At 61.6% G+C, this 26,928-nt stretch carries 24 protein-coding genes and 3 pseudogenes; 11 read left to right on the forward strand and 16 right to left on the reverse strand.

The annotated features are described in order from the left end of the window. Positions 1–157: 157 nt before the first annotated feature. Together EKN06_RS14030 and EKN06_RS14035 are read right to left on the reverse strand one after the other, a co-directional pair. On the reverse strand, positions 158–892 hold the full coding sequence (locus EKN06_RS14030; RefSeq protein ID WP_127613549.1) for an anti-sigma factor: 735 nt from the start codon (positions 890–892) through the stop codon (positions 158–160). Beyond that, a complete protein-coding gene (locus EKN06_RS14035; protein WP_127613550.1) occupies positions 885–1,457 on the reverse strand; it encodes a sigma-70 family RNA polymerase sigma factor in 573 nt (190 codons plus the stop codon). Before EKN06_RS14035 ends, EKN06_RS14030 begins: the two co-directional genes overlap by 8 nt. 142 nt (positions 1,458–1,599) lie before the next feature. Here EKN06_RS14035 and EKN06_RS14040 point away from each other — a divergent pair, with 142 nt between their 5' ends. The 4 genes from EKN06_RS14040 (at position 1,600) to EKN06_RS14055 (ending at position 5,567) form a co-directional block, all read left to right on the forward strand. Further along, positions 1,600–2,361 carry a DUF4331 family protein gene (locus EKN06_RS14040; protein WP_127613551.1) on the forward strand — a complete coding sequence of 254 codons (762 nt, stop codon included), beginning with the start codon at positions 1,600–1,602 and terminating at the stop codon, positions 2,359–2,361. Next, entirely contained in the window at positions 2,361–3,086 is a 726-nt protein-coding gene (locus EKN06_RS14045; protein WP_240654995.1) for a DUF4331 family protein, read from the forward strand. Before EKN06_RS14040 ends, EKN06_RS14045 begins: the two co-directional genes overlap by 1 nt. 116 nt (positions 3,087–3,202) lie before the next feature. Beyond that, positions 3,203–4,525 carry a tetratricopeptide repeat protein gene (locus tag EKN06_RS14050; RefSeq protein WP_164844088.1) on the forward strand — a complete coding sequence of 441 codons (1,323 nt, stop codon included), beginning with the start codon at positions 3,203–3,205 and terminating at the stop codon, positions 4,523–4,525. Beyond that, positions 4,518–5,567 (forward strand): HupE/UreJ family protein, encoded by a 1,050-nt coding sequence (locus EKN06_RS14055; protein ID WP_164844089.1) that lies wholly within the window; start codon positions 4,518–4,520, stop codon positions 5,565–5,567. The genes EKN06_RS14050 and EKN06_RS14055 overlap by 8 nt, the downstream gene beginning before the upstream one ends. Before the next feature lie 99 nt (positions 5,568–5,666). On the opposite strand, the gene EKN06_RS14060 is transcribed toward EKN06_RS14055, so the two are convergent. From EKN06_RS14060 to EKN06_RS14095, 8 genes and pseudogenes are all read right to left on the reverse strand, one after another. Beyond that, the gene (locus EKN06_RS14060; RefSeq protein ID WP_127613554.1) at positions 5,667–6,131 is read right to left on the reverse strand and encodes a hypothetical protein; all 465 of its coding nucleotides are present in this window, start codon (positions 6,129–6,131) and stop codon (positions 5,667–5,669) included. Between the two features lie 41 nt (positions 6,132–6,172). Then, on the reverse strand, positions 6,173–7,594 hold the full coding sequence (locus EKN06_RS14065; RefSeq protein ID WP_205693909.1) for an alkaline phosphatase PhoX: 1,422 nt from the start codon (positions 7,592–7,594) through the stop codon (positions 6,173–6,175). A 253-nt stretch (positions 7,595–7,847) separates the two neighbouring features. Beyond that, positions 7,848–8,410 (reverse strand): annotated as a pseudogene (locus EKN06_RS16195) (IS6 family transposase); the annotation flags it as partial. Positions 8,411–8,476: 66 nt separating this feature from the next. Continuing rightward, positions 8,477–10,273: an allophanate hydrolase gene (atzF, locus tag EKN06_RS14075; protein WP_127613556.1), complete on the reverse strand. Its 1,797-nt coding sequence runs from the start codon at positions 10,271–10,273 to the stop codon at positions 8,477–8,479. Between the two features lie 3 nt (positions 10,274–10,276). Continuing rightward, entirely contained in the window at positions 10,277–11,893 is a 1,617-nt protein-coding gene (locus tag EKN06_RS14080; RefSeq protein WP_205693910.1) for a hypothetical protein, read from the reverse strand. Between the two features lie 41 nt (positions 11,894–11,934). Further along, a complete protein-coding gene (locus EKN06_RS14085; RefSeq protein WP_127613557.1) occupies positions 11,935–13,335 on the reverse strand; it encodes an AtzE family amidohydrolase in 1,401 nt (466 codons plus the stop codon). Then, the gene (locus EKN06_RS14090) at positions 13,332–13,928 is read right to left on the reverse strand and encodes an AtzH-like domain-containing protein (RefSeq protein ID WP_127613558.1); all 597 of its coding nucleotides are present in this window, start codon (positions 13,926–13,928) and stop codon (positions 13,332–13,334) included. Before EKN06_RS14090 ends, EKN06_RS14085 begins: the two co-directional genes overlap by 4 nt. A gap of 34 nt (positions 13,929–13,962) precedes the next feature. After that, positions 13,963–16,425: a TonB-dependent siderophore receptor gene (locus EKN06_RS14095; protein ID WP_127613559.1), complete on the reverse strand. Its 2,463-nt coding sequence runs from the start codon at positions 16,423–16,425 to the stop codon at positions 13,963–13,965. Between the two features lie 205 nt (positions 16,426–16,630). Between EKN06_RS14095 and EKN06_RS14100 the strand changes: the two genes are divergently transcribed. Continuing rightward, complete coding sequence (locus tag EKN06_RS14100; RefSeq protein WP_205693911.1) at positions 16,631–17,269, forward strand: GntR family transcriptional regulator; 639 nt, start codon at positions 16,631–16,633, stop codon at positions 17,267–17,269. A 198-nt stretch (positions 17,270–17,467) separates the two neighbouring features. Here EKN06_RS14100 and EKN06_RS16010 read toward each other — a convergent pair whose 3' ends face one another. From EKN06_RS16010 to EKN06_RS14120, 5 genes are all read right to left on the reverse strand, one after another. Further along, positions 17,468–17,668, reverse strand: coding sequence for a transposase (locus EKN06_RS16010; protein ID WP_240654998.1), 201 nt, complete (start codon positions 17,666–17,668; stop codon positions 17,468–17,470). Between the two features lie 393 nt (positions 17,669–18,061). Continuing rightward, positions 18,062–18,217 (reverse strand): hypothetical protein, encoded by a 156-nt coding sequence (locus EKN06_RS15745; protein WP_164844090.1) that lies wholly within the window; start codon positions 18,215–18,217, stop codon positions 18,062–18,064. Positions 18,218–18,685: 468 nt separating this feature from the next. After that, positions 18,686–20,029: a surface lipoprotein assembly modifier gene (locus EKN06_RS14110; RefSeq protein WP_127613560.1), complete on the reverse strand. Its 1,344-nt coding sequence runs from the start codon at positions 20,027–20,029 to the stop codon at positions 18,686–18,688. After that, positions 20,030–21,148 carry a HupA family protein gene (locus EKN06_RS14115; RefSeq protein ID WP_127613561.1) on the reverse strand — a complete coding sequence of 373 codons (1,119 nt, stop codon included), beginning with the start codon at positions 21,146–21,148 and terminating at the stop codon, positions 20,030–20,032. It lies immediately after the preceding gene. Positions 21,149–21,260: 112 nt separating this feature from the next. Continuing rightward, on the reverse strand, positions 21,261–22,115 hold the full coding sequence (locus EKN06_RS14120; protein WP_127613562.1) for a hypothetical protein: 855 nt from the start codon (positions 22,113–22,115) through the stop codon (positions 21,261–21,263). Positions 22,116–22,411: 296 nt separating this feature from the next. On the opposite strand from EKN06_RS14120, the pseudogene EKN06_RS16015 reads away from it, so the two are divergent. Beyond that, positions 22,412–23,005, forward strand: a pseudogene (locus tag EKN06_RS16015) (IS6 family transposase); the annotation flags it as partial. 234 nt (positions 23,006–23,239) lie between these two features. Here the strand turns inward: EKN06_RS16015 and EKN06_RS16020 are convergent. Beyond that, a pseudogene (locus EKN06_RS16020) lies at positions 23,240–23,455 on the reverse strand (IS110 family transposase); the annotation flags it as partial. A 31-nt stretch (positions 23,456–23,486) separates the two neighbouring features. On the opposite strand from EKN06_RS16020, the gene EKN06_RS14135 reads away from it, so the two are divergent. The 5 genes from EKN06_RS14135 to EKN06_RS14155 all read left to right on the forward strand — a co-directional run bounded on the left by EKN06_RS14135 (position 23,487) and on the right by EKN06_RS14155 (position 26,925). Then, positions 23,487–23,708 carry an SDR family oxidoreductase gene (locus EKN06_RS14135; RefSeq protein WP_240655001.1) on the forward strand — a complete coding sequence of 74 codons (222 nt, stop codon included), beginning with the start codon at positions 23,487–23,489 and terminating at the stop codon, positions 23,706–23,708. A 10-nt stretch (positions 23,709–23,718) separates the two neighbouring features. After that, a complete protein-coding gene (locus EKN06_RS14140) occupies positions 23,719–24,741 on the forward strand; it encodes an MDR family NADP-dependent oxidoreductase (protein ID WP_240655003.1) in 1,023 nt (340 codons plus the stop codon). A 115-nt stretch (positions 24,742–24,856) separates the two neighbouring features. Further along, positions 24,857–25,537 (forward strand): aromatic ring-hydroxylating oxygenase subunit alpha, encoded by a 681-nt coding sequence (locus EKN06_RS14145; protein ID WP_240655006.1) that lies wholly within the window; start codon positions 24,857–24,859, stop codon positions 25,535–25,537. Positions 25,538–25,780: 243 nt separating this feature from the next. Next, a complete protein-coding gene (locus tag EKN06_RS14150) occupies positions 25,781–26,128 on the forward strand; it encodes a transposase (RefSeq protein WP_276317291.1) in 348 nt (115 codons plus the stop codon). Then, positions 26,101–26,925: an IS3 family transposase gene (locus tag EKN06_RS14155; protein WP_240655019.1), complete on the forward strand. Its 825-nt coding sequence runs from the start codon at positions 26,101–26,103 to the stop codon at positions 26,923–26,925. Before EKN06_RS14150 ends, EKN06_RS14155 begins: the two co-directional genes overlap by 28 nt. The last annotated feature ends 3 nt before the right edge of the window (positions 26,926–26,928 follow it).

Below are 26,928 nucleotides of genomic sequence, written 5' to 3' on the forward strand. Positions count from 1 at the left end.
TTCGCGAGGCACGCTCGCTGCAGGATGCCCTAAGCGGGCAACATGGGCAGCTACCGAGCGGGGGGACGATCGGATGCACGGCGCTTGAAATAGAATCTTTCCAAGCGCGCGGTGATTTATGAAATCGCCATGTTTCCGGCGATTGTGGAAGGTCGGATCAGACTTCGCCAAGCCCGCCGGCGACGACGATGGGCAAGGTCGGGGCCGCATGGGGCGCACCGTCAGCCGTTTCGTACGTCACCGCGAATGTCGCGCCCGCCCGCATCAGGCCGGCTTCTTCGACGGTCAGCTCGCGGGTCAGCTTGCCGTCGCCCGGAATAAGGCCGAGCGATACGGGTGCGCCGCCTTCGGGAATGACCCAAAGTTCCGAGGCCTGCCCCTGTTCAGGGCGAAGCCCCGATGCGCTGAGCGAAAGTCGGCGCGAAGCAGGATCGACGATCGTGGCCAGACGAATGGCCGCGTCCTCGCTTGCCAGCTGGGCAACAAGCTGCCCTTCGGCACTTGCGACCTGTGTCGGTCCCGGCACCGGCACGCGGATCGTGGTCGGGGTGGTGACGAACAGCGCGATTGCCGCAGCCGCCGCGCCCAGACCGCCAAGCGCGAAAGCGATGCTCCAGCCCGCCGGACCGCGCCGCATCGGCACGACGGCGGATGCCGTGTCGCTTTCCAACCGCGCGAGAATGGCGGGCCAGACGGCGGCGCCCGGCTCGATCGTCGCCGACTGCTCGCACAAGGTACCGAAACGATCTTCCCACCAGTTCACTTGCGCGACAAAGCCCGGGTCGGCCAGCATCCGCCGGCGCGCTTCGGCCAGTTCGCTGCCTTCGAGCACGCGCAGCACATATTCACCGGCCATCACGTCGGGGCCATCGTATGCCTCGGGCTCAGCCACCAAGACATCCCTTCAGGCTGGCAAGCCCGCGCCTGATCCAGCTTTTCATCGTGCCGAGCGGCACGCCGACCCGTTCGGCCAGTTCGGTATGGCTCAGCCCGTCGAAGAAGGCGAGGCGGATCGAACGGCGTTGTTCGTGCTGCAACCCTTCGAGGCAGCGCTTCACCCGTTCGGCGTCTTCCATGTCGCAGAGCATTTCGTCTGCCGGAGCGGCATCGTCTTCGATTTCCGGCAGCAATCCATCGGGCATCGTGGTTTCGCGGCTGCCGCCTCGACAAGAATCGATGGCGGCGTTGCGGGCAATCGCACAAAGCCAGGTTATCGGACTGCCCCGGCTTGCATCGAAGCGACCGGCGCGGCGCCACACCTTTAGAAAAACGTCCTGCAATACGTCTTCGGCGGTGTCGCGATCGCGTTCGATCCGCACGATCACGCCAAACAGTTTCGCCGATGTCATGGTGTAGACGATTTCGAGCGCCGCCCTGTCGCCGCGGCCCACGCCTTGCAGTGCCGTTGCCAGCTCTTGCCGTCTTAGTTGCGGCTCGGCGGTGGTCGAAGCCCTCATCAAGGGTACGACGATATGGCAAAATTCCGCAAGATGCGAGCGCAAGTCTTTGCCGACCCCCGAAAATAAATTGGCAAAAAAATATCTTTGCCGCGGTGCATCCGTTTTCGGTCACGCTCCGTAGCTGTTCCTGCGCCCGCAAATGACGGTGCGCCGCAAGGGGCCGGGCAAGGAAATCACCATTCCGCGACCGGTAATCCAAGCGTTCTCGTCAATCGAGACATGGGAGCATGCCGTGCAGCACTGGAAAAAATTGACCATAGCGGGAGGAGGAGGACTGGCCCTTGCGGCCGGTACGGCGATGCTCGTCCCCGGACTTGCCGGCTTTGCAGCCGACCACCTCGACCCTCCGGTAAGGACCGATCCTTCGGTCGATTCGACGCCTGATCGCGCGGCGGACATTGCCGACCTCTATGCATGGCATACCGACAGTTCGGTGATCCTTGCCCTGACATTCGCAGGACCGCAGGCGACAGACCGACCGGCGACCTACGATCGCGACGTGCTGTACACGATCAACCTGTCGAACGCTGCGCCGCGCACCACCCCCGATATTCCGATCCGCGTCCGTTTTGCCCCCGGCAATGTAGAAGGCAGCTATGGCGTGCAGATCGAAGGGCTGCCCGGCGTTTCGGGCGCGCTGACCGGTGCAGTGGAAACCGACATCCTCAAGGACGGGGTAAAGGCGCACGCAGGGCTGTTCGACGATCCGTTCTTCTTCGACCTTCAAGGGTTCAAGGACACCGCCGCGACCGGAACGCTCAGCTTCAAATCGACCCGCGATTTCTTTGCCGGGCAGAACCTGACCGGGGTGGTCATCGAAATACCCCGCAACCGCATCGCCAACGGCGACAACCCCGTCGACGTCTGGGCGACGACGGCCCGTTTCGGAGGACAGCTGTGATGACCTGTTTCAACCATCGCGCCATGGTTCGTGCCGCGCGGATCGCGCCGGTCACGATGGCCGCAATCCTGTTGACCGCATGCGGCGGGGACGGGGACGGCGGCGACAGCCCGACCATGATGCCCAGCCCCACGCCAACCGCGACGCCGACCGCATCGCCGACGCCGGCGGGCTTCGACGTGTCCGCCTGCCTTACGCAGGAAGTGGCGCCGGGCGTATCTGTGGCCAGCCTTGTCGTGCCCGATACGCTGACGCTTGATCTTGCCGCCGCTTCGGGCTTTCCCAACGGTCGGCGACTGCCCGATCAGGTTATCGACGTGACATTGGCGGTGATCTTCCTCGATCTTGGCGTTCACAGCGCCACGACGCTGGCCGGCGTACCGGTCAATCCGCCGGGCAACGACGTGCAGTATCGGCCTGTCTTCCCCTATCTCGCGGCAGCGCAGGGCAGTCCTCCACTAGCAACGGGCGGAGCGTCGACATTCGATTTTCGCTCCGATGCGTCTTCGGCCTATGTTCGCGTGGACCGGATGGGCATGCCCGCCGTGGCGACGGCACTGATCGGGTCAGACCAGAAAACCGCATACAACGATGCCGATCCGGCTGACGATGCGAACGGCGATTTCGTGCCGGAACTGACGGAACAGCTTACGGGTCTGACCAACGCTCTGGCTGACGATCTGGTCGGTCTTGGCCTCACGCCCTGCGCGAAGCCAGCCGGATGATACCCCCGGGCGCGGCCCCGTACTCCGTCGGGAATGCGCCGCTTGCGGCAGGGGACTGGCCGCAAGCGGGGGGCGGGCAGCGGATGAGGTTGCGGCTCCCCCGCACAGCCTTATCAATGTTGCTCGCCCCCTTCCTTTGTGTGCTGTTGGTCGCAGCGACAGAACACGTGCTGGAGCCGGAAGAGACCGGCTCCAGCCAAGCTTTGCCGCAACCGGACGACCTTGCGATCCGGGCTTTCGGGCCCGCCGATTATGGCTCTGCGACGAAAGCCTACGCCGACGAGATCGCGCTGGGTCGCGAACGGGTGAATAAGGCGCCGGGCGAATGGCTGCGCGAGGAAACTCTCGCCGCCGCGCTACTGTCCGATTTTTCGTTGAGCGGAAACTACGCGACCCTGTCCGAAGCAGGGTCGTGGCTTCGCAATGCGCGGAACCTTGCGCCAGAAGGTTCGGGGCCCTGGCTGCGCGAAGCGGCTTTCGCCATGGTCAATCACGATCTTGCAGGGGCCGAAGCTGCGCTGGCTGGGGCGGAACGGGTTGCCGTGCCCAACCCCGCTTCCGACCAAGCGGAGATCGCCGCAATGCGCGGCGACATCGCGCTTTATCGCGGCGACATGGATGCGGCGGAGCGGTTCTATGCGATCGCCGAAGGGACATCGGCATCGTCGACTGCCTTTCGCCGTGCCGCGCTCGCCCGCTCGCAGGGGCGTTTCGATGCGGCGATGGCCCTGTTCGCAAAGGCAGCGCGCGACGGCGGCGGCACGCCGCTGTCGCAAGCGCGCATCGCCCTCCAACTAGGCATCACCGAAAGCGCGCGCGGGCGATACGATGCAGCGCGCAACTGGTACGATAGCGCGCTACGCCTCTTTCCCGATTACCCGCTTGCCCGGCTTTACCGCGCCGAAACGTTCGCGCTTGCGGGCGACACCAAAACCGCGATCGCCGAAATGGAAGCGGTGGCGCGGCGCGAGCAATGGCCCGACGCGATGGACGCTCTCGCCATGCTTTACAGAACGCAGGGCGACAGAGTGCGCAGTCGCCAATGGTCGGCACGCGCGGGCGCGCTTTGGCAACAAAGGCTGCAGCTGGCGCCCAGTGCCGCTCGGGCGCATGCGGCGGAACACGAACTAGTTTTTGGCGATCCCCAGAGAGCGCTTGCGCTGGCGCGACAGGATGTGGCTATGCGCCCTCATGGCGCGTCTCGCATCCTGCTTGCCAACGCACTGCTGGCGACGGGCGCAACCGACGAAGCGCTTACACAACTGCGGAAAGCCGAAGCAAGCGGTTGGCGCAGCGCGCCGCTCTATGCCTCGATAGCCGAGGCCGCATTGCTTTTGGGCGATGTCGCGACAGCCGAACAAGCCACGCTCCACGCAGAAGCACTCAACCCCGAGATCTTTCAACCCAGCCGGACTGTCGTGTGGTTCGGTCATGGTTAGGGCGATGCGGCTGTTCGTCGCGTTTGCAACGCTGCTTTTCGCGCAGGTCGCCCATGCGCATCTCACGCCCAATAGCGAAGTGACGCTGTCTTTCGAAGAGAACCGCGTAGACGCTTCCATAGTCATACCGGCCGCGGAATACGCTTACGCAAGCGGCAATCGGACCGACAACTCACCAGCCTCGCTGGAACGAGCGAGGCGTTACCTACGCGACCGGACCCGGATAACCGGACCCACGGGCGAAACATGGCCGCTGCGGATCGATACGATCCGTTTCGCGCAAGTCGCCGGGCCGTCCGACCTGCTGGCGGATGCTCGGTTCGTGGCACCCGCCGGAGCACGTCCGGGTCCTGTCGTGTTGCGGTGGTCGGCTGTCGTCGACGAAGTGCCCGATCACTTCGTAATGGTCCAGCTTCGCCAAGGCAGCGACGCCCGCGTCATCGGCGCGTTGCGCTCAAGCCGGCAGTCGATGACGATTGATCGACAGGCACCGATTTTGCGCATGGTTGTCGATGCCGCCTGGCTTGGCGCGCTCCATATCGGGACGGGATACGATCACCTGTTGTTTCTGCTGTTTCTGCTGTGGGCCGCTCCACGGACCGCCTTTGGCGGACGCTGGGTCGGCTGGCGCAATCGCCGCGAAACTCTGGTCGGACTGGGCAAGGTGGTGACAGGCTTCACACTGGGCCACTCCGCCACCTTGATCGCTGCCGGTCTGGGCAACTGGCATCTCCCGACCGCGCCGGTCGAGCTTGCTATCGCCGCCTCGGTCGTGGTGACGGCGATCCACGCCTTCCGGCCGATCTTTCCGGGGCGCGAAGCGCTCGTCGCCTGTGGCTTCGGCTTTGTCCACGGCCTCGCCTTTGCGACCCTGCTTGCACAAGGCGTACCGCAACTGTCGCGAAATTTGCCGACCCTCGCCGGGTTCAATCTGGGAATTGAAGCTATGCAGCTTTTCGTCTTGGCCGTCATGCTGCCGCCCTATCTGATGATTATCGGTCGGAAGCGGAGGCTGCGAAATGTCGATCCAACCGTAGTTTGATGGTGACATGACGAGGCGAGCCGCCTGTCCGCCGCTTCCCGCTGTCCTCTTGCCGCAACAGCACCCCAAACCTTTCGCGATCAGAAGGAACCGCGGCGTCTATTCATTGAAAGTCAGTAGACGTTTACGAACCTGATGGTCGCGGACAAATGTGATCTCCACATCGTCAAGCATCCCCAATTCGCCGCCAAGCGCACCGATGCGGTCGGCATCGAGGGGGCGGCCGTCCATGTCCAGAATGATGTCGCCAGTGCGAAGCTTGTGACGGACGAGCATGTCGGGATCGCTTTTCGCGCTGATCCAGAAGCCCTTTCCCGCTTTGCTGGCCGCGTCGGGAAGCAGGACCAGACTCTCGGCAAATTCCTTTCCCAAAGTCGGACTGGCCAGCATGCCCGGTGCGGCTGTCGTGTGAATCGGGTCAGGCACGCCCTCCTCGCCGGATCCGGGCAGCAGGACATATTCGTCGATGTCGGATCGAAGGGGGTTCGCTCCGTTGCCTTTCAGCAGGAAACCCGCAGCCAAGACCGTCATGACGAGAAAAAGCGCCAGCCCGGCCAGACGCAAGCGATCTGACCGGGCCAACTTCGTTGCAGAGCGATGTTCGTTCAAAGGTTACCTGATGCCCACGGGCCGCGGATCGCAAAGGTGATACCCGGCGACTGCACGTTCACGAATAGGGTCTGACCGGCGGGATCGAAGCAAGCGCCGCAGAATTCCGCACCGCGATAGTCGTCGGCGGGAAACTGACCTGTCCTGCCCATTTTCGCAATGTCCCCATCGCTGATCACGACGTTGCTCTTGGCCAGAATGTATGCCTCGCCATGTGCGGAATAGCCCATGATGCGCTGTCCCTCGCCAAAATCGTCCAAGACCTCGTCACCGTCATCGCAGGTCACCAACCCGCCACGCGGCGAGATCGTGAGGTTGTCAGGATTGTTGCCGGCAACACGCGCCGCCGCGGCATAAAGCAGCGTCAGCGTTCCGCGTTCCGGGTTGGACGTGCTGGGCGTGTATATCCACACAGCGCCCAGGCCGCGACCGTCAGCACCGGCGCTGTTCCTGCCAAAACTGGTATCGACGATCGCAATGCTGTCGCCGTGGTGCCAGATGCCTTCGCCACGGCTCATGGTCAGGCACCCTTTGGATAGCGCCTCGGCATAAGGGCCGGAGGCTCCTCCGGTCGGTGCGGCATCGGGTTCGTCGAGATTGACCCATTCCACCTGCAGGACATCACCCACAGCGGCCACCGCGTTGTTTCCGCCCAGCGCCAGCAGCTTTGCGGCAGGTGTGCCGACGATGCGCGCGGCCTGCAACTGACCGCCTTGGGCAAGCGCGCCATATGTGCGCGCGGTGTTGGTAGGCTTGTAGCGGTAAAGACCCGAGACGTTGCGGGCATCTTCGGTTTCATAGACATAGCCGGTGACGGGATCGACCGCGACCGCCTCATGCGAAAAGCGCCCCATGCCCACGATCGGTTCGCCGGTCGTTTCGCTCGGATCGATCGAACATTCGAACACGTAACCGTGCTTCTTGCCCCCCGCACTGGTACCGTCGTACGTCGTTTCCTCGCAGGTCAACCATGTGCCCCACGGCGTGACGCCGCCGGCGCAGTTGACCGTGGTGCCGCCAAGCGTGCCGCGATGGTCGATCAACTTGCCGTTGCGAATGCGCAGGACGTCGCATCCGCCGCCTAGCCTTCCGCCCGACTGAACCGCGGTATCATACTGGCCCGGCGCGGCGATCAGGTTGCCCGAGCCGCGTACTTCGTGGTTGCGGATCAGGAAAGTGTCTTGTCCGCCATTGCCGCCGACCGAGACCACGCCCATGCCGTCGTGCGCCGGGCTGACGCGTTGGCCGTTCGACATCAGGTCTCCCTGCCAACTGAAGCTGCGATAGGTAAAGCCGCGCGGCAATTTCAGCAGTTCAAGCCCGGTTTCCTGATCGGCAATCGGAAACACCGGTCCATACGGGCTGATTGCAGGACTGATCTGTCCGGACGTGTGCGCCGCGAGAGACTGGCGCGACATGAGTCCGCCCAATACCCCGCCAAGTGCGGTTATCGCACCTATCTGAGCGCCGCCTCTCAGGATCGCACGCCTGTCTACTCCACCAACATTCATAACTTTTGCTCCATCTGCATGGCGAGACTGGCACCGCCGAGTGATGGCTTCGAAGCTAGCGACTGGGTGTGACGTTGTTCGGTCGGATGTCTTACCCTGAAATGACTGTGGCAAGGCAAAACGATAACTGCAATCGGGATCGCGCATGGGGCTGAACGTGATCGCGGCGCTGAGTTCGAACGATGCTTCGGCTCTCAGCGGCGTAGCGCCATGCGCCTACCACTCGACGGTCCTGGTTGCCGAGTTCCTTCATCGCCGCCGAGTAAGATGTCAGGCCATCGGTGACGATCGCCTCGACCTTGCCATGCCGTTTCAGCGCCTTCTTCATGAAGGCCAAAGCCGCGGATTTGTCCCGTTTCCTCGTGACATAGCTTTTCAGGACTTCGCCCTCGTGATCGACGGCGCGCCACAGATACACCATCTCGCCGTTCATGTTCGCTGCGCGGCCCTTCGGGTCAAGTACATCTCGTCGAGGTGCCACCGCCAATGGCGGTGGCCCTTCATTCGGCTGACGCGCCGTCGTCGGATGTCCGCTGCAAACATCGGACCGAAACGATTCCACCAGAGCCGAACGGTCTCGTGGCAAATGTCGTAACCGCGTTCGAAAAGCAGGTCTTCAACGTTCCGCAGCGACAGCGGATAGCGCACGTATGGCATCACCACCATGCGGATGATATCTGGTGACGAATGGAAGTATCGGAATGGATTCTCGGCCTTGCTCATCCGCTCCGGCTAACAAAGTGTCCCCTGCCCGGCCATTCCTTTGACACTGCCTCGCAAGGCCACCTTTCAATCAGTTGCATTTGTTGTGACAGCACCCCCTTTTGACAGGTCTTGGATATACGCTCGCCAGCTTCCGAAAGAGGAAACATTTTTGCCATCGATCGTGGCTCTGGCTTCCGCGACAAAACCCTTAACTTGCGTTCCGTCGTCAAGATCGAGCGTCCCGATCGCAAGCGGCGGCGGCACCTCGGCAACGAAACTCCCGAATTGTTCTAGCGAGAGGCTGTACACTTCGACCTCGATCGCGGTCCCACCCGCACCAACGTGCACGAGCGCCGGTTTGGGCGGCGTGGCATCCGCCATGGCGTAAAGCTGGTATGCGGATGTGGTTTGCGTCTTGCGTTGCAATTGCGCGCCCCGCGTGTCGAGTTGCCAGTGCAGCGGCATACCGTGCAGATGCGCGCCAACCACGGCCAGCAAAACCCGCTCACCCCCAGCCATATCGAGTTCCGGCGCATCGCCGCCGACGCCATCGGCGAACCTTTCGGCGAGATCGAACAGCGCTTCGTCGGCAAAAGCAGGGCCGATCAGGCTGATGCCGAAACCGGTCCGGTCGGCGCGAAACCCGACCGGCAAGGCAATCGCCGACATGTCGAGCAGGTTGATCGCCGAAGTGTAATGACCAAGCCGTGCGTTACGGCCAAACGGTTCGGCAAGCATGTCGACAATGCTGTAACATGTTGGCGTCGTGGGAAGAACCAGAGCATCGATCTGCGCCCATATGCCGTCGGCCTTTCGCATCAGATCCTGCATAACATACGCAGCCGCGAAAGTGTCGGCAGCGTCATAGCGCAAGCCGCTCTTGACGATCGAGGCCACGACCGGATGCGTGGCATCGGGGTTGCCCTCGATAAAGGCTCCCACCGACGCATAACGTTCGGCGACGTAGGGGCCGCCATACAGCATCTTGCCGGCATCGAGCAGCGGTCCGATGTCGATCTCGACGATTTCGCCGCCAAGCTGCCTGCAACGCTCGATCGCTCGATCGAACAAGTCCTCAGCCTCGCGATCCCCAAAGAACTCCCGCTGGTCTGCCAGCGGGATGCCAAAAACGGGGCGCGGGCCCGATCGCGGCTGATCCGACATGCAGCGGGAATAGGGATCGTCTTCGTCGAACCCCGCAACAATGCCATCGATCAGGGCGGCATCGCTGACGCTGCACGTAAATACCGATATGCAATCGATGGACCGGCATGCAGGCAAAAGCCCTGTCGTGCTCCACCTCCCCTTGCTCGGCTTGAACCCCACGCAGCCGTTGATCGCGGCGGGAACGCGGCCCGAACCGGCCGTGTCGGTGCCCAGTGCAAAGGGCACCAGCCCCGCGGCCACCACCACGCCGGAGCCTGAACTGGACCCGCCGCTGACCATGTCGCGATTATAGACGCATGTCGGAATGCCGTAGGGGCTGCGCGTGCCGTTCAACCCGGTGGCAAACTGGTCGAGATTAGTCTTGCCGACACAGATCGCACCCGCCGCTTCAAGCTTTGCGACAACTGTTGCCGACTGTTCCGGACGATAGGCGAAGTCGGGGCAGGCCGCCGTCGTGGCAAGCCCTGCCACATCGATGTTGTCCTTGACCGCAAAGGGCACACCGGCAAGCTGCAGGCGTTCCCCGGTGGCCACGCGCCTGTCGACCGCCTCTGCCATGGCGATCAGCGCGGCGTTGCCGGGCCGCGAGATCCAGGCCTGTGGCTGAACCGCGTCATAGGCTTCGATCCGCGCAATGGCGTCTTCCATCACCGATCGGGCGCTGGTTTGCCCAGCGTTGACGGCTTGTGCGATATTCCTGATGGCATCCCCCATGATCTAGATCGCCGCTTCGACCGAACTGCCCACCGGGTGCGGTTCGGGATCAACGCGGGCATTGATGTCTTCCTGGTGCCGGTCAGCGAGTTTCGCGGCCAACAGCATCGTGCCTGCCATCAGAAGGTAGGCGACGACGATGGACGGCGATTGGCCGAAACCGACGGCGGAATTGTGCATGAACCCGAAATTCGTCAGCACCGCCCCGACCAAAAGGCTGGCAGCCGCGCTTTTCAAGCGACGTTCGATCACGAAGACGGCGGCGGCGGCCAGCACGATGCTCGACAGGACCGCCCCACCGCCCAGTACTTCCAGTCCGTGGAGCAATATGCTCTGGGACTTGAGCGCTTCTTCGACGCCCGGCGCGGTCGGATCGATATTGACCGCCGTCAATGTGCCGAGAACGAGCGAATGCGCCCAATGCGCAAGATGCGGCAATATGCCCAGCACGACGGCCGGCGCATGTCGCGCGGGCGTGTCGCGGAACGCCTGCGACCCGATGATCATCGCGATGAACAGCAGGATCGGATAGACCGCCACGATCGGCACCAGCGAAAGCACCAGTGGCACGACACCCATCAAACAGGCGAGCAGCACGAACACGCCGCTGGCGGCGCAATACCCGATGCGCCCGCCCATGGCCTTCCACCCCGGATGACCAATGTAAACGACCAGCATGAACGGATTGCCGAGCAGGGCGCCGATGCTGCTGATGACGCCATCGGCCACCAGCACCCGTTGCGTGGGGTAATTGTCGCCCGCGCCAGCCGCGCTTTCGACGTTATCGATGCCTTCGACGATGTCGTAGACACCGAACGGCAGGGCGGTGACGATGATCATCCCCAGGAATTCGAACCCAGCGAAAGTATGCCCGACCGCCGGGATCGGCAGCCGAAACCCGAATTCGACCACCGACCGCGCCACGCCTTCTGTCGTCAATCCGCCGAGGTTGAGGCCCACGATATTCGAGCCCCAGGCAATCGCCGCGCCCAGCCCGATGATGACGAGCCCGGCAGGGACTTTGCCGATCAGCCGGAAGCCGCCGAACCAGTCGAGCAGGATGACGGCAAAGCAGACCAGCCCGATCACCGGCGTCAGGTAGATTTCGGTCAGCGGGCGCACCGCGATATAGGTGATGGCAATGCCCGCCAGCGCGGCGAGCAGCGCGGCGCGGGGCGTGATCTTGCGGATCCATTCGCCCGCAAAACCGCCCGCGATGATGACGATGCTTTGCAGGAAGACCCACGCCATCCCCGCTTCCCACGCCTTCACATAGTCGCCCGTCAATGTCTTGACCGGCAACATGATGACCAGCGCGACGATGAAGATATGCCCGATCCCCGGGCCCGACGGCAGCGCGCAGACGTCGTCGCGTCCCGTCTCCCTGGCCAGTCGCCAGCCCAGCCAGCTGTAATAGAACGCCGAAAGGCACAGCATCACGCCCAGGGCGGGGAGCACGCGGGTATAGATGAATGCGGGCGGAAACCCGACGACGTAGCGCAGCACGCCGGTCAGCATCAGCACGTTGACCAGCAGGTTGCTGCCATATCCGAAAAAGGCGTTCCAATCGCCGTCGGTCCACAGCTTCGGCTTGAACCCGGCTACCGTCGCATCGCGCATCGCTGCCCCCTCATCCCTCATCCCTTAGCCTTCACCCCACCCTAGACCGTGCCCGCGACCGGCGCGGCGCAAGTGCCGCTCGCCTCGAGGAAGCGCGCAACCCTGAGCAAATCGGGCTCGCTGCCCGGCTTGCCGATGATCTGCACCGCCAGCGGCAGTTGGCCGGGAATGTGGACCGGTGCCGCCACGACCGGCAACCCGATCAGCGTGATGGGCTGGGTCCACAGGCCGATATTGGGCCGCAGCGGATATGCCACGCCGTCAAGTTCGAAATTGGTCTGATCCAGAAGCGGCGCGGCAAGCGGCGTCGCTGGCGCGATCAGGATGTCGGCGTTGGCGAAGACGTCCTGCATCTGGTGATGCCACCATGTCCGGAACCGCTGCGCCTGAAGATACCATTCGGCGGGCACCAGCGACCCTGCCAGGAACCGGTCGCGATCGGCCGGATCATAGTCGGCGGCACGCTGGCGCAGGCGATGACGATGGAATTCCCCGCCCTCTGTCGCGGTAATGGCATATGCGGCGGACCGCGCCAGTTCAGGCTTGGGCAGTTCGATATCGCTCGCCAGGTCCAGCGCGTCGCCGACCGCCTGCATGATCGCGGCGATATCGTCGGTCCACCCCTTGCGGAAATATCCGCCGAGCCTGGATATGCGCAGGCCCGAAAGCCCCGCGTCGAGGCTCGGCATCGCCGGTTCGGGCGCGCCGGTCCGACAGACGGGATCGCGCGCATCGTGCCCAGCCATCGCGTCGAATGACGATGCAAGATCCGCCACATCGCGCCCCAGCACGCCGATGGTGTCGAGGCTGCCCGAAAACAGGAACCCGCCCGCCCGCGAAAGCTGGCCGTAACCGGGCTTCAGCCCCCAGATCCCGCAAAAGGACGATGGCACACGGATCGATCCATTGGTGTCGGTGCCAAGCGAGATCGCGCCCAGCCCGCCTGCCACCGCCGCGCCCGAACCGCCGGACGAACCGCCGGCGGAACGAGTCAGGTCGTGCGGATTGCGGGTTGCGCCATAGTGCGCGTTCACCGTCACGAAGTCATAGGCATATTCGCCCATATTCGTCGCGCCGAGACAGATCGCACCGGCCGCGCAGAGCCGTTCCACGCTCGTCGCGTCGCGCGCCGCTGGCGGATCGTCGACGTTGATCTTCGATCCCGCCAGCGTCACTTCGCCCGCGAGATCGAACAGGTTCTTGACCGAAAATGTCACACCCGCAAGCGGCCCCGGATCGTCGCCCGTCGCGAAAGCCTTGTCCACCGCGTCAGCCTCTGCCAGCGCGCGGTCTGCGGTGACGAGGGTATAGGCGTTGATGTCGGGATTGAGCGTTTCGATCCGATCGAGCGAAGCCTTGGCCACGTCCGATGCCGTAACCTTGCCGGAACGGATTGCGCTGGCGGCCTCGCGCCCGCTCATGATGGCGAGATCGGCGCTCATGCGGTGAACTTCGGCGCAGGCTCGATTTCGCTGAGATCGAGCGCCATGAGCGGGGCGATGATCTTTGACATCGTGGCGATGTCGTTGACCACGTTGGGCATGAAATCAGGGTCGATTGGCATGTCGAGAAAGTCCGATGCTGCCGCGACATAGGCCGCGGCCTTGCTTTGGCCGAAAGCACCTGCGTTGGCGGGGCTGACGCGGTGCGAGACGTGGGCCGATACGATCCGCCAGCCGATATCGGCAAACCGGACCCAGACCTGGCTTTGCCGCCCGTGGCGGGGTGACCCGGCGATTGTCGCGGTGAATTCGACTGCCGCGATCGCCATGCTGTCGCCGAAAGTGACTAGCGTTTCGTTCACCGTCTTACGGTCGGAATAATCCACGACCCGCGCCTTGCGAAAGGCAGATATGTCGTCCGCGCCGTACAGTTCCTCGGTCACCCCGAACCGGCGGGCGAGCGCGTCGTTCCAGAAAAAGTCGACCAAGGCGTCGACGTCGTTGGCGATCAGCGCCCTGTCGTAGGCGGAGCATAGCTCGCGCAGCTCCACCACGATTTCAGGCCGGTTCACATCGGCTGACAGCATCGGCATTCCAACCCTTTCGCAAGGCCGCAGGCGTGGCGGCTCAGAACTTGGCGGTGAGCGTCAATTCGACGGTGCGCCCCACGCTCGGACTGATGAACGTATCCCAGAACAGGAATTGCGGAGTGTAGTATTTGCTGTTCGTCAGGTTGTTGACGTTCACCCGCGCTTCGTACCCTTCGAAGCGAAAGAATGCCGCCGCCCGATAGGCTTCGTACGAAGGCAGCTTGATCGCCTTGGCATAGCCCGAATACATCGACGAAACATGCGTCCCGCCGAACGAAAGGCCCCAGCCGTCGGGATGGGTATAGGTCGCATCCATCGAATAGACCTGTTCCGGCGTCGGCGACAGAAGCGGGCCGTCGAAGCCGAGCATGCTGCCCACGCCGACAAACCGGCCGCCGTAGACAAGCGCGGGATCGAGCCCCAGCACTTCGGGCGGAAGGCCGAGGAAGAACGGCGCGTCGCGGATCTCAGTTTCCTGGATCGTGCCCGACCCGGTCAGGCTGAGCCGCGAGGTCACGGCATAGCGCATTTCCAGTTCGATGCCCTTCGACTTGTAGTAATTGGTCGTGCCGCCCTGTGAATCGAACGATGTCTTTTCTTGCTTGTAGCCCAGCAGGTTGAAGTAAAGCCGTCCGTAGTTGAGGTAACCCTTGATCCCCGCCTCGGTCATCTTGCTGGGCTGCACCCAGCTTCCCCCCGTGACGTTCAGCACGTCGATCACGCCGCCCTGCCCCAGTTCGACATACTGGGACTTCGCATGGGTGGTATAGAGGTTGATATCGTTGCTGATCTTGTAGCTGGCGCTGGCGTTGTACGACCACGCCGTGTCGCTGTCCGAAGCGTCGAGGAACTGCGCCGCAAGGTTCGTGCCGTGGACCGAGACCTTGTAACGATCCATGCGGCCGGCAAGGATCAGGCTGACCCGTTCGCCGATCGTGCTGTCGATCAGCCCGAACAGGCCAAGGTTGGAATGGTGCCCGTCCTGATCCCAGTTGTACGGCACGTTGCCGGTTCCCGTCCATGCACCCTCAAACCGGGTGTTGGGCGTCGCGCCGACCGAAAGGTCGCGGCGATCGAGTACCTGAAATCCGCGACCGCGCGATTCCTGTTCGTGGCCTTCGGAATAGCGATAGGACAGGCCGAACACCATTTCGGTTTTCAGGCCGTCGGTCGGCTCGAACGCGACGTTGGCGGTCGTCTTGTTTTCGATGACGCGGTTCACGTATTTCGCGGTGAAGCCGTAGCTCGAATACTTGAGGTGATCGATGTCGTCGAAGAAGGTCTGGTTCTTGATCGTGAAATCGGCGGTCGGCGAAAACACCAGGTCGAAATAGGCGGTCCACACCTTCGATTTGGAAAAGTCGCTTTTTTCGACCTGTACGGTCCGATGGTCGAGCGGAACGTAGCCGACCGTCGCCGGGTCGAGCAAGAAGGCGGCCTTCTGCTCGGCGCTCAGCGCGTCGTAGGGAAAGGGATTGGCAAAGGCGAACTGCTCAAGCCCATAGGCCGCAACTTCGGAAGGAGAGAGCCACTGATCGCCATTGGTGTTCAGGTCGAGCAATGGGCTGCCGCCCAGATAGAGTTTGCCTTCGCTGTCGATCAGTTCCTGCGTCACGCGGTTCCAGCCGAGGCTCTGGTTCAGGTCGGAATTCTGGTACATCGCGCCGTATTCGAGCCGCACCGCATCCGACACTTCGGTGTTGAACGCAGCCTGGATCAGCCGGTTCTTGTTGTAGATGTCGTGGTAATAATGCTTCGAATCCTCGATCTGCCCGGAAATATAGACGCTGGAAGCCATGCCCGCCAAATCGAACGGTCCGCCGATCTCGCCATTGGCGACGCGTTTGTCGTACGAACCTGCCGTCAGCGAAACTTCGCCGGTCCAGTAGTCCGGCAGTCTGCCGTTCTTCGATTTCCCTGATTTTGGAACGAAGTTGAGAATGCCACCGACCTTGCCGCCGCCATAGATCACCGGCGGCGGGCCCTTGATCACTTCGACATAGTCCGACGCTGTCACCGCGGTCGGAAAGTTGCCCCGGTTTTCGATGCGACGAAAACCGCGAAAGAAATTGTCGGCCCGTTCGCCACGCACGTCGAGCGATCCTGCCACTCCGAAATAGTTGCCGGTGAACGTGCCCGAAGTGACGTTGACGAAATCATTGACCGAGCGCACCCCGTAGAGGTCGATCAGCGAGGATTCGATCAACGTCACCGATCGCGGCGTATCGGCCAGCGAGCGCGAGGTCCCGAAAACGCTGGCGGTCGGCCGGTCGGGCAGGACGTCGTAGGTGTCGATTTTTTCGCCCGTGACGATGATTACGCCGCCTTCGGCGCCCACTTCGGCTTCGGCAAATTCGACCGCGTCATCGGCAGCGAATGCCGCACCCGGAAGGTTGAGCGCAACGGCCATCGCGGCAAGGCTGGCAGTGAAGGAAAAGCCATCGCGGCGCGAGCGGGCGAGGCAAGAGAAGGACGCAGATTCCCGAGAGATAGACGACATGAAACCCCCTGTGGTGTCCGGAATCCTCTCCTCTTTTTGTCTCGTTGAGGCGATAGTTATCGTATAATATTACACCCGTCAATCACGCTTTGTATACAAGATGGCAAACCCTGATGATCCGCCATACTTTCGCTAATCCATCCCGCGGGTTGTGTGCATCTCCAACTGTCGATATGCCTTGATCAAGGGCTGCTGGAAGACATGCGTGAAGCTTGCCGAGAAGATCGAAGACATAATTCTGACGGGTGAATTGCCGGCTGGCTCCAAGCTGGATGAAATGGTGCTCGCACGCCGTTTCAACGTCTCTCGCACACCCATCCGCGAAGCATTGCGCCATCTGGCCAGCACGGGAATGGTCGACCTGATCCCGAACCGCGGCGCTTTCATAGCGACGCTGACGCCCGAACAATTGCACGAAATGTTCGTCGCCATGGCCGAGATGGAGGCAACTTGCGCAAGGCTTGCCGCGATCAGCATGACGCCGCCTGAACGCCAAAACCTGCAAAGGCTGCACGACCGCATGGCGCAGGCCATCGAACCCAACGATTTCTTCGAGTTCGGCGAAATGAACAACGCCTTCCACCTGATGATTTATCGGGGAGCGCACAATCATTACCTTGAGCAGGCGACGACAAAGCTGCGCCAGCGACTGTCGCTCTACCGCAGATCCCAGTTCCGCACCAAATCCCGCCTCGCCAACTCTTTCGCCGAACATGACGCAGTGACGAAGGCCATCCTGTCAGGCGACCCGGTCAATGCACACGCAGCGATGCTGCGGCACGTCGATAACGTGGAGATTTCTGTAAAGACTTTACTTGGCCAAAGCGACGAGGCCCCAAGCTGAGTCATTTGAATGGCGCTGTCAGTCGGATGACAACTCGTCTCCACTTCGCGCACTCAGGCCTAAGTTCTCACATTCTTATGCCGCAAGATTCTGCCACTCAGCCAGAGCGGCCGAGCGACGAGCTTTGAATGTTTCCCTGTCGACGAGGTGACGTTCCGAGTTGAAGTGGTTGTGAAAGGAAGCGTGGACGGATGCGAACTATTGCGGTGAGTTCATCCAACGCGCCGGGTAGGATTTGAGGCCGTCGGGGACGATCGTTTCGGCTTTCCCATAGCGCTTCTGCGCCCTCTTGATGAACGGCAATGCCGCACATTTGTCCCGCTTCTTCGTGACAAAGCTCTCCAGGACTTCGCCTTCGTGATCGACGGCGCGCCACAGATAAACCATCTCCCCGTTCATGTTCGCTGCACGGCCCTTCGGGTCACCTACATTTCGTCAAGATGAGCATCACCACAATGCGGATGATGTCCGGCGAAGAATGGAAATAACGGAACGGCGACGCGGGTTTGCCGGGACACGGGATGGCCCCGACCTACCCTATGCCGCTCACGGTGCAATCATTCTGACAACACCGTCCTGACGACTGGCCACCACGGGCCCAGTGCAGCGAACTGCGGATAATCGAGCCCTCGCGGGCATGGCCCGTTCGCACCATCCAAGCCAGATCGATGCGCAGCGACATGTCTGCCGTTGGCCTGCCACTGTATCGCCCTGAACCATAAGCCTCGGGTCTTATCGCAGCTTCGTCTGAACGCTCCAATCCGACTGAAATTGGGAGCCGGTGGCCGAATATCAGCGTGGCGAGCGAAGTGACATAATGTAAGCTGTGGCTATCTCAGCCTCGTCCTCTTCGAGTAAAATCGTCATCGCAAACGGATCATCGTGTCCATCGCGAAAGAACTCGCGCAGCGTTTGCTGGTTGAACCCCATGTCGTTCGCGACCGCCACAAAGCTGGGCGCCTGTGGATTGGGCGGCTCAGTTCCCGGTCGAACTGCATGGCAACCGCTACATTGCGCTTCTACGAACGAGAGCCCCCGAGCAACCTGCGTTTGCTCGACGCTTGTGACGGCGACATCTGAATTTGCGGCAGGGGGTACCTCAACGGCATGTCCGCACGCGCACAACAGCGCTGTGGACAATACAGCGAACGATCGGGAAAGTGGCATGGCGAACCTTTCTGGGGGCGGGGCAGCGAAACAAGGGTAATCCACATCCTTTATTTTTGCCAACATGCGCGACGCGGTGTGCAAATCCTTGTTGCCCGTTCTGTCCGATATCCATCCCATTTCAGACCGTTGGTGCTAATGGCCTTCGCCCGATTAGCGGACTGGCGGCTTTGCGACATTCCTGGCCAAGAGAGGCTTGTCGGCTAACGACCGCCTAGCAGAAATACCGCCGGACCAACTGGGGGAATGTCAAAAGGCTGTCGTCAGACCAACTTCGATCCTGTGTCGATCATAATCATAGAGGTTGATGCTGCTGTTCATGTGGGTGAAGGTGTACGCGATACGCGGGGTAAAGCGTGACAGGACAATTCGGCGGTTCAGGACGGCGGCTGTCGCTGAGACAATCTTATCCGAGCGAACCTCCGGAAACGCCGGCAGTGCTGCATCGTACTTGGCGAACGCGTAAGACGGTTCGATATAGACGGAGAAGCCTTCAGGTAATTCGCGAAAGTAGCCTGCGCCTATGATGCCAGACCAGTTCCGGTAAGCTGCGGCATCCGCATCCTGCCGGTTTACACCTAACTTGAGCGAGGCCGCGCTGGTCTGGTCCAGTTGGCGCATCAAGCCAAGACCGGCGTTGTAGACCCAGCCGTCGCGTTCGTTCTGCTGATCGTAGTCGAGGTGCAAGGCACCTAGCGAGCCGGAGATTACCGTGCTTGAACCGGCATAGTGGATGGCCTCCATCCTGCCGCCCGCGGCCTTGGCGTAGCCATTGCCACCATACCAGCGGCGGAACCCCGTTCCCAACAGGCTTACGTCCCATCGGGGAAAGACGAACCTTGGTCCGATCTGTGCCGATAGGGTCATGTCGTCGAATGTCGATCCGCCATACTCCCGTCGCTGGAAACCGGTCCCGATCCGAAGACGGCCATTCGGAGCGATCCTCGGCGCCCATTCGACGTTGGCATCGACGGCAGCTCCGATCCCGCTCTTCTTGCGTGCATCGTCCGACAACTTGAACGGCAGGCCATAGATCGCCACTTCGCGCGACGTCGATGCCGCGTTCAGGTTCGTGTCAGGGGCCAGTGCAACCGACAAACCATACGACCAATTTTTCGACTGCCTTATCTGAAACAGGAAGGCGTCTACATTCGCCTTTACGGTGGGTGGAAGGTCGCCAGCGCGGACTGCGCGGAATTGACGATCCGCGTTCTGGTAGTCCCGGTCGAGGAAGAAGGCACGCGCGAGTTCGAGTCTTACGCGGACTGCTTCGGGATGATCGATCAGGATCGCCCTGAAAATTGCGATAGCCTTGCGATAGTCGCCTTGACTGGTGGCGACCAGGCCACGCAGGAAGTGTGCCTGCTGATCGTCAGGCGTCGCAGCGATAATCGCGTCCAGCAGGACGGCAGCATCATCCGCCTTACCCTGTCTGACCAGTGCGTCGACAATGTCGTCGATTGACCGAGAGGATGTCTGTTCCGCACTCGCATCCTGTGCACGTGATGGTTCCGGGAAGGTGGCGCTGCCGCACGCAAGCGCCATGGCGAGCATGCGGCAGGCCACACCGGAACGGATGTCCCGGCGTTGCATTTACTGTCTCCCGACAAGGATGCCGGTGGCAGCGCCCACACCGTCGGACAGGTTCCACACCGCGCCCAGCTCATCGGCTGCGGGACCGTGGAAGAAGCCCGCGAAGTAGCCATCGGCCGTGGCGGCGAGGGCATAATCGGTATCCGGTGCCGAACCGACCGTTGTGGTGCCGGCAAACCCGTTGAGGCCGGTCGTAAATGTGCCGTCGAAAGTGAGGCTGTTCCATTCCTGAGGCGCGCCGGGCGTTACCGGCCCGTTGTTCGGAAGTGTCCCGATAGGAATTGCCAGAATTTCGGGCGCGCTGCCGGTGATCGTCCCGCTGGTGAAATCGGCCACCACGGTAGCATCGCCCTGCAACGAGGCGGTCGTAACCTTCAGGCCGTCGGGCTGGACCACGCACCCGCTGACGAAACCGTTGAACGTAGCGGTGCCCGTCGTCGGCATGTTGGCATCGGGCGTTTCGGCGCCGGTCACAAACTGCGAACCAATGCGATGGGAACCGTCGGTCGTGCTAACGTTCCACGCGCCATATGCGGTCCAGTTCAGGTCGTCGCCGGTACCAGTGCTGCTGCGATCGGTTGCATCGAGTGCGACCTGCAGCACCCTGCCATTGGGCAACGTGGCTTCGAACGCCGGGCTGGTCTCGCTGGGTTCGAGAACCACGTTGTCGATGCCCAGCCCGGAGTTGTCGATATTGAAGCTGACCACCACGTCAGCATCGGGATCGGTCGGCGTGTCGATGGTGAGCGTTGCCCCGGCGTCGTTCAACATCGTGGCGTTGGCGATCACCGCAGGCTCCGAGAGGTTCATGTCCCGTGGTGCCTGAACCAACCGGAACTTCTGTGGACCAGTTACCTCTTCGTCATCGAGCGCCTGCGACCAGACGACCCTGTCAGTATTGGCGCCTACCCCCGGAGCCTCCACATCGAGGATCACTGCTGTGTCGGCCGGGGGATCATCGGGCGGCGGGGGCGGGCATGTCGTGCAACTCAATTCGTCGAGTGAAAAATCACTCAACGCTGGCGCACAGGCTCCAACGCCAAGCGCCAACGCCGCTGTCGATCCGACCAGTGCTATCCGCCCTATTCGGCGGCCCACGATCATTTTGGAACAAGTCATTTTCATTCTCCCCTGTCATGCGACCCAAGGGAGAATTGCGCTCGTCATCGTCGGGCGGTCAGTTGCAGCGGCGCATGCAACGGTTGCAACGTAATGGCTTTCGACCGGCGTTTCAGTCTTCCAGCTGCCCGGGTGGCGTAGTCCCGCGCGAGAGCATGTTTGCTACGGACACAGTCAGGAACATTTCTCCGCCCCGCGCGGCTGCCTCCGGCCCGACATCACGAAAGAGGTGCGCCCTCAATTCGTCGGAAATCTGGGCTTCGTCCTCAAACGGATAGTTGTTGCTCATATCCGAACAGCGGCGATCGTCGTCGGCCCTGTTTCCACTGAGGTCGCCCACGCGTTCGAGCAGGATCGGCATTGCGGCTGGCGTGCGTGCACCGTCGAGAGCGGCCAGCAGCACGATGCCGTCGAGGTGCGTTACTTTAGGAAGTGTCACGCCCCGAAACACCAGGAACAGAGGCGTAAATCCGACTGAACCGTCCAGCATGACGAACAGGTTGCCTTCAAGCGGCAATGCCCAGCCGTTGAATGCCAGACCGGCACCGCCCATCGTGACTTCGAGCAGACCCGTATCGCCCCGGCGGATCATTCCGTAATCATGAAAGACGCGACCGCACATCAGCACCGATGGCCGCGTCGTGCGCCAGAAACCTTCATAAGCGGCTCCGCGCTTCTCCGTCTCGGTCCGCGCCTCCGTCACGCAGTTGAGCGTACCCCCGCCGACCGCGGTAGGCGGCTGGACAGACCTTTGCGCGAGATTGGGATCGACGCCCAGCAATTCGGAAAACGACCGGGCATCGCGTTGCCAATCCTGCATAGAGAAATGCGGAATTGTGTATTTGATGAGCGACGAAATGCGCGACAGGCTTTGTTCGGTCGGTCGGACGGCACCCGATGCCCAGCGACCCACGAGAGACTTGTCCACTTGCAACAAGGACGCAGCGCGCGCCTTGCTGATGCCCAAAGCGAGTAGGGCAATCCGAAACAGAGTTGAAAAAGCTGGCCCGTCTCCCACGACAACGAATATCGTCCAAATTCCCGAGATCGGCAATCTGGTATTTCTTGATCGACAACCGACGTCGAAGCACGTTGCTAATATTCGATTAGGAGACTGAACACAGCCGAATTTCGGCTTTCCACCCCATTCCCCCGCCGCTCGGAACAGGCTGATTGCAACCTGAACGAGGTCAGCCGAAGGAGCTGTCAGTCAAACGCTAAACCGTCTCCATCTGCGGCACCGAGCCGCGTAGTGAGAGCGGCATGAAAACTATTTCCTTCAAACGACACCGCTTCCCGCCAGACGTCATCCGGCTCGGGGTTTGGTTCTACTATCGTTTTACCCTGAGCTTGCGCCACGTCGAAGATCTGCTCGCCGAAAGGGGGATCGACCTTTGCTACGAGACGGTCCGCTGCTGGGCGAACAAGTTCGGCCCTGCCATCGCGGCCAACATTCGCCGGAAGCGCGGACGTGCCGATTGCGTGTGGCATCTCGACGAGATGATCGTCCGGATCAACGGCCAGCGCATGTACATGTGGCGCGCCGTCGACAAGGAAGGCGAAGTTCTGGATGTCCTTGTCCAGAAGCGCCGGAACAAAGCCTCTGCACTGAAATTGCTGCGAAAACTGCTCAAGAACCAAGGTGCCGTCCCCGAAGCCATTGTTACCGATGGGCTGCGATCCTACCCTGCGGCCTTACGTGAGTTGGGCGCCCTCACCCGACATCAGCCTGGCCGATTGCGCGACAATAATCGGGCCGAAAATTCACACCTTCCCGTCCGACGACGCGAGCGAAAGATGCAGCGATTCAAATCCCAAGGTCACGCCCAGCGGTTCGTTTCCACCCACTCGGCAATCATCCCCGCGATTACCCTATGTCATCTGTCCGGCCTGTTTGCGCGGCGCATGATGACCGCTGGCCCTGATGGTGTCCGCTGGCCGGGCCCCTCTCAGTCTAGCGAGCACGAAGCTCCGACAGCTCCTCGGGTTGTCCCGGCCCATGCGGCCGCGTTCAGATCGTCACCATCACTTCAATGCAGCACCCTTACAGTTCGGCGCCGACTACGCTTGTGCGCGGCGATTGGTTCAGTCTCAAGCCGCAGTTGGCGACCGATAGGTTTCTCCGCGTGCCATTACCGCCCATACGATCCGGGCGGTCTTGTTGGCCATGGCGACAGTGACAAGCCGGGCGGGTTTGCGCGCGAGCAGGCTGCGGATCCAGTGACCTGTCGCGATATCGCCGGTCTTCGCGCGCCGCACCACCGAGGTCGCTCCGACCACGAGCAGTTTCCTGAGATAACGATCGCCATCTTCGATATGGGGGCAGCACGGGATCACCGTGAACATCATCAATCCTGCGCTTGAAACCCGGGCTTTCGATGAGTGGAAGGCTGCTCGCCCCGAATTCGTCGAGGCGCTGAAGGAAAAGATTCCGATGCGCAGGCTGGGCAAGCCGGACCGCGACGCAGGACCCCTGGCCATCGTCATCGCCAGCGACGACGCAAGCTACATGTCGGGCCAGAAGTTCATGCTAGAAGGCGGATTGCACACTCTGGCTTGAGGACAAGCTTATGACAGATACAAATCGCGCCTGGCGCGTGGGACAGCCTAATGACGACACGGCCGGCGGAATGGCGCTGGTCAGGGGGCATTTCGAACGATCCGAAACGAAAATGCCTTCTCCCGGGCCCGGCGAAGTGGTGGTGAAGGCGGAATACTTCTCTCCCGACGCCATGAATCACGCATGGGTTCGCGGCATGCCCGGCAAATTCGATCCGCTGGCGCCGGGCACCGTGATGCGCGGTGGCGTGGCCGGAGCGATCGTGAAAAGTGCGAACCCGCAATGGCCCGAAGGGACGCGGATCACCGGCTTTCTCGACTGGGCCGACTATTCGCTGTCGGACGGGACAGACTATATGGGTGTGCCGCTGCAGATCATTCCAGAAGGCATCGACACGCACAGCGGGCTAGTCACGCTGGGTATGAGCGGGGTTTGCGCCTGGCTCGGCCTGTTCCATTTCTGCCACGCCCGCCCGGGCGACGATATTCTGATATCGGGTGCTTCGGGTGCGATCGGTTCGATCGCGGGGCAGCTGGCTCCTCTCGCCGGTTGCCGTCCCGTAGGCATAGCGGGTGGACCGGAGAAGTGCAGTGCCGCGCTGGATGCGGGCTTCGACGCCATGGTGGACTACAAGGCGCCCGACCTTGGTGACCAGATCGCTGCGGCCTGCCCTGATGGAGTGAACATCTTTTTCGACAATGTCGGTGGGGCGCTGCTGGACGCCGCGCTCGTAAGCATGGCGCATAATGGACAAGTGCTGATCTGTGGGGGCACGGCCCACTACGGAGCAGTGCCGACGCCGATCTACAATCACATCCATATGGCGATGCGATCACTGACGATGCGCGGGTTCTTCTATTTCGACCACGTCGACATGTGGGGCGAAGCGCGTGAGCGGCTCACACAATCCCTGAAGGAAGGTGCCATCCGTGAATGGTTGGACATTGCGGAAGGTTTCGACGCGACGCCCGATGCGGCGTTGGCAGGTTTCAGTGGCGGGGTGAACGGGCGCAAGCTGGTCTGGCTGGACTGAGCGCACTGTGTGAACCCAAGACCCCGCGCAATAAAGGACCCACGAGTATAGACACAAACAAGATCGCCAGGGCGGATGGCTCCACACGGAGTGAAGGGCTCGACTGGAACAGCTGATGGCGCTCGATTCCCGTCCGCTGCCAAAATTCCTAACCGAGGAAAGCTATACCTATCGCGCCTCTGACCCCATCGCCGCTTCTCGTTATACTTCGGAGGATTTCGCAAAGCTGGAACGGGAAAAGATGTGGCCACGGGTCTGGCAATTCGCGGTGCGGGACGAGGATCTTCCCGAAGCCGGAGACTTCGTTGTCTATGAAAACGGCGGGCGCAGTTTCATCGTTTGCCGGCGGGACGACGGATCCATCCGTGCCTTCCACAACGTCTGCGTGTATCGCAGTCGCAAACTGCGCACTGAAGATGGACATGCGGACAAATTCGTGTGTCCCTTTCACGGTTTTGCCTGGAAAAAGGACGCCAGTTTCGATGCCATGCCATGCAGCTGGGATTTCCCGCATCTTGACCCGGAAGTTATGGGGCTGCCGCAGGCCGAAGTCGGGTGCTGGCAAGGCTATAATTTCCTCCGCGAGGAAAAGGGCGGGCCGAGCCTAGAGGAATTCCTTGCCCCGCTTCCCACGCATCTCAAGCGTTGGCGCCACGAAGAATGCACGACGGTCGTGCGCGTTGCAAAACAGGTTCCTTCCAACTGGAAGGTGGTAATGGAAGCCTGGCACACCATCGTCACCAATCCGCAGCTCCTGCCCTTTACCGGGGACTGCAATGCCGGATATCGAACCTGAGGCGATAACGTGAATGTGAACCTCGTCCCGTTCGGCATCATGAGCACCATATCAACGAAAGTCGGAGCGAGCAGTGGATCGTCGACGACGTCGAAGCCGATCCAATGGCAATTACCGTCCCGGAAGGAATGACCGCGCTGTGAATCGGCCTGCAATATTGACCCCAGTTTGGAGTTGGCCCTTGGAGCCGGACGGGTAGGACCATTATGATTGACCGTGGGTTTGGCTTTTGGAGAAGAGCCAATGAGACATCGATCCCACAGCTTGGAGTTCAAGCGCCAGGTCGTTCAGGAGTACCTGGGCGGCGATACGTTGCACGGGCTTGCCAAGCGTCACGATATTTCCCGTCAGCTCATCCGCGTCTGGATCGAGAAGTATAATGCAGGCGCATTCGATGATGATGCCCAAGCCGCAGATCTCATCCAGCAATACGAGGCGCGCATCGCGGCGCTGGAACGCCTGGTCGGGAAGCAGGCTCTCGAGCTGGAGTTTCTAAAGGGGGCTCTGCAAAACGCAACGCGACCGAGAAGCGGGACTACATCCGTCATCACCGGCCCAGCGGCATTTCTGTCTCCCAGGGATGCAGGCTGATGGGTGTCGCGCGTTCGACCTATTATCATGAGCGGGCGCAGCGGCTTGGGGAAGCCGAGCTGCTGGCCGCGATCATCACGGTTTGCGATGAGTTCGAGGCCTATGGCTGGCGTCGCGTGCAGGCCGCCCTGCGGCATCAGGGCATCGTCGCAAACCACAAGCGGATCAAGCGGTTGATGCGTGAACATGGACGTCAGCCGCGCCGCCGGAGACGCTACGTCGCAACCACGGACAGTGCGCATGATCTGCCGATATTTCCAGATCTGGCGAAGGCGCTCGTCCTTACCGGGCCGGATCAACTCTGGGTTGCGGACCTGACCTATGTCCCGATCCCGAGCGGCTTCGCTTACGTGGCGATAATCCTTGATGCCTGGTCGCGGCGGGTGGTTGGCTATGCCATCAGCCGGTCGATCGATGCTCGCCTCGCCATTGCCGCGCTTGAAACGGCCATCACGAGCCGGCAGCCAGCACCGGGCCTCATTCATCATTCGGACCGCGGATCGCAATACGCCGCCGGTTCTTACGGGGCAATCCTGGCAGCCAACGGTATCATCGGGTCGATGAGCCGGCGCGGAAATCCGTACGACAACGCCAAGGCCGAAAGCTTCATGAAAACGCTCAAGGTCGAAGCTGTTTATCCGATGGCATTCGAAACGTTCGCGGACGTCGCCGCCCACCTTCCGTCATTCATCGACCACGTCTATAATCAACGTCGACTACATTCGGCATTGGGCTATCTGAGCCCGATACAGTTCGAGGAGCTACACGCCGGATCCATGGTCAAAACAGCGGCCTGATAC

This window comes from Croceicoccus ponticola (genome assembly GCF_004004515.1).
Lineage (GTDB): Bacteria > Pseudomonadota > Alphaproteobacteria > Sphingomonadales > Sphingomonadaceae > Croceicoccus > Croceicoccus ponticola.